This is a genomic window from Paucilactobacillus vaccinostercus DSM 20634, assembly GCF_001436295.1.
Lineage (GTDB): Bacteria > Bacillota > Bacilli > Lactobacillales > Lactobacillaceae > Paucilactobacillus > Paucilactobacillus vaccinostercus.
Genome location: NZ_AYYY01000067.1, coordinates 1 through 206, shown reverse-complemented (window position 1 = coordinate 206; position 206 = coordinate 1). Strand labels below are relative to the sequence as shown.

Here is a 206-nt window from a genome sequence, read left to right as displayed (position 1 = left end):
GAATTTCACACCTAAATGATCAGTATAGTAATCGTCTGCGGCATTGTATTTCCAATCATGTATCTTAGTGGGATCATTTTTAAACTTGCGCTTCTGTTCCTTTTCGTACATCCCATACGGAATTAAAGGTATTTTTTCAAAGTCATCAATCACAGCAGAATAATTAGATTCACTCCCATAGCCCGCATCAGCTACGATATATTTGA

At 36.4% G+C, this 206-nt stretch carries 1 pseudogene; it reads right to left on the bottom strand.

The window, feature by feature from the left end:
- A pseudogene (locus tag FC26_RS13135) lies at window positions 1-206 on the bottom strand (IS5/IS1182 family transposase); the annotation flags it as partial.